Origin of the sequence: Streptomyces triticirhizae, from assembly GCF_003696235.1 — a bacterium.
In the GTDB taxonomy this organism is placed as follows: domain Bacteria; phylum Actinomycetota; class Actinomycetes; order Streptomycetales; family Streptomycetaceae; genus Streptomyces; species Streptomyces triticirhizae.
The window spans coordinates 1-7,538 of the sequence record NZ_RFFJ01000248.1 but is presented as its reverse complement, the minus strand read 5'-3'; the positions used below and the strand labels follow the sequence as shown (position 1 = coordinate 7,538).

General features: G+C 75.1%; 8 protein-coding genes. All 8 read right to left on the bottom strand.

Translation table 11 applies throughout. The features are described from left to right. Nucleotides 1–123 precede the first annotated feature (123 nt). Nucleotides 124–780: a class I SAM-dependent methyltransferase gene (locus EBN88_RS27065; protein WP_122399675.1), complete on the bottom strand. Its 657-nt coding sequence runs from the start codon at nucleotides 778–780 to the stop codon at nucleotides 124–126. After that, nucleotides 777–1,478, bottom strand: a complete 702-nt coding sequence (locus tag EBN88_RS27060) for a TIGR04282 family arsenosugar biosynthesis glycosyltransferase (protein WP_233581018.1) — start codon at nucleotides 1,476–1,478, stop codon at nucleotides 777–779. The genes EBN88_RS27065 and EBN88_RS27060 overlap by 4 nt, the downstream gene beginning before the upstream one ends. Continuing rightward, complete coding sequence (locus tag EBN88_RS27055; RefSeq protein ID WP_122399674.1) at nucleotides 1,475–2,140, bottom strand: glycosyltransferase family 2 protein; 666 nt, start codon at nucleotides 2,138–2,140, stop codon at nucleotides 1,475–1,477. Before EBN88_RS27055 ends, EBN88_RS27060 begins: the two co-directional genes overlap by 4 nt. 381 nt (nucleotides 2,141–2,521) lie before the next feature. After that, a complete protein-coding gene (locus EBN88_RS27050) occupies nucleotides 2,522–3,562 on the bottom strand; it encodes an NAD-dependent epimerase/dehydratase family protein (protein ID WP_122399673.1) in 1,041 nt (346 codons plus the stop codon). Between the two features lie 127 nt (nucleotides 3,563–3,689). Beyond that, nucleotides 3,690–4,958 carry a DUF1266 domain-containing protein gene (locus EBN88_RS27045; protein ID WP_122399672.1) on the bottom strand — a complete coding sequence of 423 codons (1,269 nt, stop codon included), beginning with the start codon at nucleotides 4,956–4,958 and terminating at the stop codon, nucleotides 3,690–3,692. Nucleotides 4,959–5,028: 70 nt separating this feature from the next. Continuing rightward, entirely contained in the window at nucleotides 5,029–5,847 is an 819-nt protein-coding gene (trpA, locus tag EBN88_RS27040; RefSeq protein WP_122399671.1) for a tryptophan synthase subunit alpha, read from the bottom strand. Next, on the bottom strand, nucleotides 5,844–7,085 hold the full coding sequence (trpB, locus tag EBN88_RS27035; RefSeq protein ID WP_122399670.1) for a tryptophan synthase subunit beta: 1,242 nt from the start codon (nucleotides 7,083–7,085) through the stop codon (nucleotides 5,844–5,846). Before trpB ends, trpA begins: the two co-directional genes overlap by 4 nt. A gap of 265 nt (nucleotides 7,086–7,350) precedes the next feature. After that, nucleotides 7,351–7,515 carry a tryptophan biosynthesis modulator TrpM gene (trpM, locus tag EBN88_RS32205; RefSeq protein WP_407703469.1) on the bottom strand — a complete coding sequence of 55 codons (165 nt, stop codon included), beginning with the start codon at nucleotides 7,513–7,515 and terminating at the stop codon, nucleotides 7,351–7,353. Nucleotides 7,516–7,538: the final 23 nt, after the last annotated feature.

Sequence of the window (7,538 nt, the reverse complement as noted above, 5' to 3'; positions counted from 1 at the left end):
GCCCAGGCCGGTGGATGCGTACGGACGTCTCCCGGCACAGGCCGACAGATCCCGTTGAAGACCCGAAGTCAGTCAGGCGTTGGGTCAGACCTCGCCGGGAGACGTCCATGAACATCCTTACTGTCAGCCGTGGCGCAGCGCGAGGAAGGGGCGGGCGCCGGCCCGCCAGTGGGCGACCGGCTGCCAGCCGGCGCTCTCCGCGTGGGCGCACAGCGCGCGCGGGCCGACCCTGGCCCAGGGGAACGCGGGGCTGGTAGCGCCCCGGTCGTCGTCCAGCCAGGCGTCGAACCGCTCGTCCAGCTCGGCGCCCGCCGTCTCCACGAGCAACAGGCCGCCGGGGGCGGCCAGTTGGCCGAGCCGGCGGAGCAGCGCCCGCGGGTCGCCGCCGATGCCGACGTTGCCGTCCATCAGCAGCAGGCTGTCCCAGCGGCCCTCGTCGGGGAGCGCGTCGAAGACGGAGGCGTGCAGCGCGACGCCGCCGTGGTCGCGGGTGTGCCGGACGGCCGCCCAGGCGGTGTCGATGCCCAGGGCCGGGCGGGCCTGCCGGGCCAGCGCCGTCACCATCCGGCCGGGGCCGCAGCCCACGTCCAGCACGGTGCCGACGCAGCGGTCCAGCACGGTGCGGTCGGCGGCGTCCGGGTGGCGGCACCAGCGTTCGACCTCAAGGCGGAGGCGGTGGCCGTCGGCGCGGCGCAGGAAGAGCGGGCCACGGCCGGCGCGCAGCGCCAGCGTGTAGGGGTCGGTCGACCAGGCGGTCGCGGTGGTGGCCGTCGTGGTCATCGTCCCCGGCCTCCCGCCGCCGGGCCGGCCTCGACGGGCTGGCGGGTCGGTCGGGCCAGCCGGCCCCAGGCGGCGGCGAACCGGCCGTCGGGGTGCAGGCCCGCGACCTCGGCGGCGTCGTCCGCCGTGTCGACATCGCGCAACGGCGGCAGCTCCCGCACGCTCAATCCCCGGGCCAGCAGCCTCAGGCGCTGGTCGCGGCCGGTGTGCGGGGTCGACATCGGCACGCCGAGCACCAGGTCGGGGCGCGGTTCGGCGAGGCCGAGCGCCCAGAACCCGCCGTCCTCGGCCGGGCCGAGCCAGGCGCGGCCGGGCGGCCAGCTGTCCGGTCCCGTGGCCGGGGCCAGCAGTTCGGGCGTCAGCTGCGGGGTGTCCATGCCCACCAACAGGGTGGGCCCGGTACACCCGGCGAACGCGGCGGCGATCCGCTGGTCGAGGCCGCCGTCGCACTGCTCCACCACCGTCCAGCCTGGCGGGAGCCAGGGCCCGGGGCGGCCGTCGAGCACCAGCACCCGGCGGGTGGCGGGGACGCGCAGCAGCGTGTGGAGCGTGTCGGCGAGCGCCGCCTCCGCGATCTCGGCGGCCTCGACCGGGGTGAACGGCGGCGTCAGGCGGGTCTTGACCCGCCCGGGCACGGGCTCCTTGGCGATGACCAGCAGCGTGGGGCCCGGCGCTGGGGCGGCCGGCGAACGGTTCACTTCAGTACCTCCCGCATGTCGTGCACGGCGTGCCAGGTCCCGCGCCAGGTGCCGGTCACCTTGGAGGCGCCGACGCGGGGCCGGTAGGGCACCTCGGTCTCCACCACCCGCCAGCCGGCGTCGGCGGCGTTCACCACCATCTGGAGCGGGTAGCCGCTGCGCCGGTCGGTCAGGTCGAGGGCGAGCAGGGCGCTTCTGCGGGCCACCCGCATCGGGCCCAGGTCGCGCAGGCGCAGCCCGGTGCGGCGGCGCAGCAGCCGGGAGAGCGCCTGGTTGCCGACGCGGGCGTGCAGCGGCCACGCGCCCCGGTCGGTCGGGCGGCGGCGGGCCAGCACCAGGTCGGCGTCGCCGGCCACCACGGGGGCGGCGACCCGGGGCAGTTCGCCCGGGTCGAGGGTGGCGTCGCAGTCACAGAACGCCACCAGCTCGGCGGTGGCCGCCAGCAGTCCGGCGTGGCAGGCGGCGCCGAAGCCCCGGCGTGGCTCGAACACCACGTGCGCGCCCCGTCGTTCGGCGATCTCGGCGGAGCCGTCGGTCGAGCCGTTGTCCACCACGATGGCCCGCCAGCCCTCGGGGACCCGGTCGAGGACCCAGGGGAGGGCCTCGGCCTCGTTCAGGCAGGGCAACACCAGGTCGCCCTGCGGGGATGAATGGTTGGTCACCCGGCATACCCTACGAAGACAAACACCGTATATCTGGACAACAGCGCTGATAAAACCCGGCGTTCGATTCTCTGGGTTGGCGGGGTGTTCGCCGGGCGTTCGCCGGACGTTCCCCGCTCGGATGCCGGGCGGGCGCGTGCCGGGGAGTGTGACAGCGCGGGCGGGGGCGGTCGCGGGACGCGAGGGTCAACGCGCCGGGAACGCCACTCGATGCGGTGGTTTTCCTCCCCCGGACCGGCGCCGCGCGGCGGCGGGTTGACCGGCGCGGGATCGGCGCAGCGCCGGTGCAGCACCGGATCGAACCGGCCTGAAAATCCCATCCGCGCCCGGCCGTTCGGGGCCGGGCGCGGCAGGGCGCGAGCGGGCGAAGCGGGGTCCGGCTCAGACGGCGCGCAGCGGGGCGGCGGCGAAGCGGGCGACGCCCTCGGCGAACTCGACCCGGGGGGACCAGTTCAGCTCCTTGTGCAGCCGGGCCGAGGAGGCGGTGATGTGCCGCACGTCGCCCAGCCGGAACTCGCCGGTGGTCTCCGGCGCGGGACCGCCGCGCGCCGCCGCCAGCGCGGCGGCCAGCTCGCCGACGGTGTGCGGCTGTCCGCTGCCGGTGTTGTAGGCCCGCACGCTGCCGGCCGGCCGGTCGCCCAGCGCCGCCAGGGCCGCGACGTTGGCCCTGGCCACATCCGTCACATGGACGAAGTCCCGCCGCTGGGCGCCGTCTTCGAAGACCCGGGGCGGCCGGCCCGCCTCAAGCGCCGAGCGGAAGAACGCGGCGACGCCGGCGTAGGGCGTGTCGCGCGGCATCCGGTCGCCGTAGACGTTGTGGTAGCGCAGCACGATCGCCCGGCCGCCGACGTCCCGCGCCCAGGCGGAGGCCAGGTTCTCCTGGGCCAGCTTGGTGGACGCGTAGACGCTGCGCGGGTCCACCGGGTCGTCCTCGTCGACCAGCCCGGGGACCAGCGGGGCGCCGCACTCGGGGCAGGGCGGCTCGAAGCGCCCCACCTCCAGGTCGCCCACCCGGCGCGGCCCCGGCCTGACCTGCCCGTGCCGCAGGCAGTCGTAACGCCCCTCGCCGTAGACCACCATCGAGCCGGCGAGCAGCAGGTCGCGCACCCCCGCCTCGGCCATCGCCGCCAGCAGCCCGGCGGTGCCCAGGTCGTTGACCCCGACGTACTCGGGCGCGTCCGAGAAGTCCCTGCCCAGGCCGACCATCGCCGCCTGGTGGCAGACCGCGTCCATCCCCGGCAGCGCCCTGGCCAGGGCCTGCGGGTCGCGGATGTCGGCGCGCACCCAGGGGACTTGCTCGAACGGCTCGCCCGGCACGGGCGGCCTGATGTCCAGCACCGTCGGCTCATGTCCCGCCGCCAGCAGCTCTTCCACGATGTGTGAGCCGATGAAACCGGCTCCTCCGGTGACCAGTACACGCATAACGGTCACCGTAGGCCCTTTCCGGGCGTTCCCGTCGGATCAGCGCGCACGGCCGCCGCCGGGCGTTCACCGGCGTCAACGCGCGGCAACCGCCCGTCGAACGCCTGTCGAACCCGTCGAACGCCCGTCAGCGGTCCGTCAGGTCCACCGCCGGCTGCTCCCAGGGGACGCTCAGCCACGGGCTCTCCGGGTCGGTGGTCAGCACCCGGAACACCTCGACCATCTCCGTGTACCAGTCGCCGAACTCCTCGCTGTCGAAGTGCAGACAGCGCCCCAGCACATAGCCGGCCGCGAACTCCCCCCAGGAGTCGTAGATCTGGCGGGCGCCCTCGCCGGAGCGCAGCACCGCGCGCTCCGTCTCGGCCAGCGTGGCGAACCCCGCGCCCAGGCCCCAACGCGCCAGGCAGGAGGCGCGCCCCAGGTCCCAGGCGAGCACGGAACGGACGCAGCCGTCGTCGGTCAGCAGCCCGTCGGCGCGGAACCGCGCCTCGTACCGCAGCACCCGGCCGATCAGCTCGTGGGCGAGGCCGATGTCCGCGTCCAGGTCGTACTCCGGCGGCCGGCCGGTGCGGTCGACCTCCTCGGCGGTCCTGGCGAGCAGCATCCGCTCGGCGCCCTCCCGCCAGGCCACCGGGTCCGGCGGCGAGCCGGACCGCTGGACCATCAGCTGCCGCACCCACAGCACGAACTCCCAGGCGGGCGAGATGACCTGGCCGGTCAGCAGGCGCTGGAGGACGGCGAGCCACTGCGCCCGGGTGGTCACGCCCCACCAGGCGCGCAGCAGCTCCTTCTCCTCCGTGTACCCGCCGCTCTGCCAGCCGAGTTGGTTCCACAGCGTGCCGTTGTTGACCAGCAGCAGGGAGCCGCAGGCCAGCCCGTGCGCGAGGGGGCCGCTGCGGTGGCCCGTCCACAGCGTCTTGAGCGGGCGCTCCTCGGCGCCGTGCCTGGCCTGCCGCTTCCATCCGCGCGGGTCGGCCGGCAACAGGGTCTCCACCGGGGTGCCCGGGTTGACCGCGAGCCAACGGGCCGGGCGGGGCCACCGCTTGGCCAGCGCGGCGAGCGAACACCGCTCGAAGACCCGGTCGTCGACGGGCGGCGGCAGCATCCCCCGCGTGAAGACCGGCAGGCAGAGCCCCTCGACGTCCGGGTGGTGGAACGGGCTGAACCGCAGCCGCCCCGGCACCGCGTCGGCCAGCTCCCTGGAGGTGGGCAGAAAGAGGTCGGTGCCGGCGAGCACCTCGAAGTACGTGGGCCAGTCGGCGTGCAGCCCGGCCGCGTAGAGCCGCTCCTCCACCGTGGTCGGCGGCTGCCACGCGGTCTCCTCGGCCCCCCGGACCCCCGGCTGCTCCCCCGCGTCCCCCGCCGCGCCCTCCGGCGGCTTCCCCTCGATCCCCATGCGCCGACCCTACCGGTCACCACCGACAGCCGGGGCGCGCGCAAACCGCACGCGCCCCGGTCGTTCGGGATCAGCGCCCGGAGCGCGCCCCCCGCGCCAACTCGCCGGCCAGCGCCCGCAGTCGCTCCAACCCGCCGGCCTCGTCCTCCAGGTGGTCCAGCACCACCCTGACGAACGCGGACCCCACGATCACCCCGTCGGCGAAGCCGGCGACCTCGGCGGCCTGCGCCTCGTTGGAGACGCCGAGCCCCACGCAGACCGGGAGTTCGGTGGTGGCCCTGGTCCGTTCCACCAGCGTCGCGGCCTGGGCGCTGACGGTGGCCCGGCCGCCGGTGACGCCCATCAGCGAGGCCGCGTAGACGAAGCCGCTGCCGGCCGCCGTGATGGTGGCCAGCCGCTCGTCCCTGCTGCTGGGCGCGACGACGAACACCGTGGCCAGCGAGTGCTGTTCGGCCGCCTTCCGCCAGGCGTCGGACTCCTCGACCGGCAGGTCCGGCAGGATGCAGCCGGCGCCGCCGGCCTCGGCCAGCTCGGCGGCGAACCGCTCGGGGCCGTAGCGGTCCACCGGGTTCCAGTAGGTCATCACCAGCACCGGCACGCCGGTCGCCGCGTGCACCTCGCGCACCGTGCGCAGCACGTCGGCGATCCGCACCCCGCCGCGCAGCGCGATGTCGTCGGCGGTCTGGATGACCGGGCCGTCCAACACCGGGTCGCTGTGCGGCAGTCCGATCTCGACGATGTCGCAGCCGCCCTCGACCATCGCGGTCGCGGCCCGCACCCCGCCGTCCACGGTGGGGAAGCCGGCCGGGAAGTAGCCGACCAGCGCGGCGCGGCCGGCCGCCCGCGTCCCGGCCAGCGTGGTGCTCAGCAGATCGAGTTGTCCGCTCACCGGTCGTTCTCCTCGCCGTCGTAGAGCCCGAAGTACCGGGCGGCGGTGTCCATGTCCTTGTCGCCGCGCCCCGAGAGGTTGACCACCAGCACGGCCTCGGGGCCCAGCTCGCGGCCCAACTCCAGCGCCCCGGCCAGCGCGTGCGCGGACTCGATCGCCGGGATGATGCCCTCGGTGCGGGAGAGCAGCCGCAGCGCCTCCATCGCCTCGACGTCGGTGACCGGCCGGTACTCGCCGCGCCCGCTCGCCTTGAGGTGCGCGTGCTCGGGCCCGATGCCGGGGTAGTCGAGCCCGGCGGAGATCGAGTAGGGCTCGGTGATCTGGCCCTCGTCGTCCTGGAGGACGAACGAGCGCGAGCCGTGCAGGATGCCGGGCTCGCCGGCGGTCAGCGTCGCCGCGTGTTCCCCGGACTCCACGCCGTGGCCGGCCGCCTCGCAGCCGACCAGCCGCACCTCGGCGTCCGGCACGAAGGGGTGGAAGAGGCCGATGGCGTTGGAGCCGCCGCCGACGCAGGCCACCACGGCGTCCGGCAGCCGGCCGACCCGCTCGAGGATCTGCCGCCTGGCCTCGATGCCGATGACCCGGTGGAAGTCGCGCACCAGCGCCGGGAACGGGTGCGGCCCGGCGGCCGTCCCGAAGAGGTAGTGCGTCTCGTCCACGGTGGCGACCCACTCGCGGAACGCCTCGTTGATGGCGTCCTTCAGGGTGCGGCTGCCGGAGGAGACCGCGATCACCTCGGCGCCCAGCATCCGCATCCTGGCGACGTTGAGCGCCTGCCGCTCGGTGTCGATCTCGCCCATGTAGATGGTGCACTTCAGGCCGAAGAGCGCGCAGGCGGTGGCGGTGGCGACGCCGTGCTGGCCGGCGCCGGTCTCGGCGATGACGCGGGTCTTGCCCATCCGCCGGGTGAGCAGGGCCTGGCCCAGCACGTTGTTGATCTTGTGGGAGCCGGTGTGGTTGAGGTCCTCCCGCTTGAGGAAGACCCGGGCGCCGCCGGCGTGTTCGGCGAACCGGGGCACCTCGGTCAGCGGGCTGGGCCGGCCGGCGTAGTTGACCATCAGGTCGTCCAGCTCGGCGACGAAGGCCGGGTCGTTCCTGGCCTTCTCGTAGGCGGCGGCGACCTCGTCCATGGCGGCCCGCAGGGCCTCGGGGACGAAGGTGCCACCGAAGGCACCGAAGTACCCCCGGGCGTCGGGCACCTCGCCGTCGTGGTCGGGATAGAAGTACTCAGCGGACATCGATGTCTCTTGCCTTCCAAACGGGCATACGGGCATACGGGCATGGGGACTCACGGCTGCGGACCCGCGCGTCGGACGGCCGGCGGCAACGCGTCGGGGCCCCCGAGGGTACGGCGGAGCGGCCGCTCGACGGGTCAGGAACGCGGTGAACGCGGTGAACGAGGGGAACGAGGGGAACGAGGGGAACGAGGGGAACGAGGGGAACGAGGGGAAACACTGAGAACACAGCGTTCGCGGAGCGCGCGCGAGATGGCGCGCGCCCCTGTCAGCCTCCGGTGCGCTGGGGCCTGACGGCCCGGGCCCGCCATCGGCGGCCGTTGATCTGCCCGGGCTCGCAACCGATGTGGTACCGCACCCTGCGGCCCAACACCCGGCGCGCGGGGGCGCGGGGACCGCGCGGGCGGGCGCCCCTGGCGCCGCGCAGCGCGATCCGGCCGACCGCCCGGGCGCGGC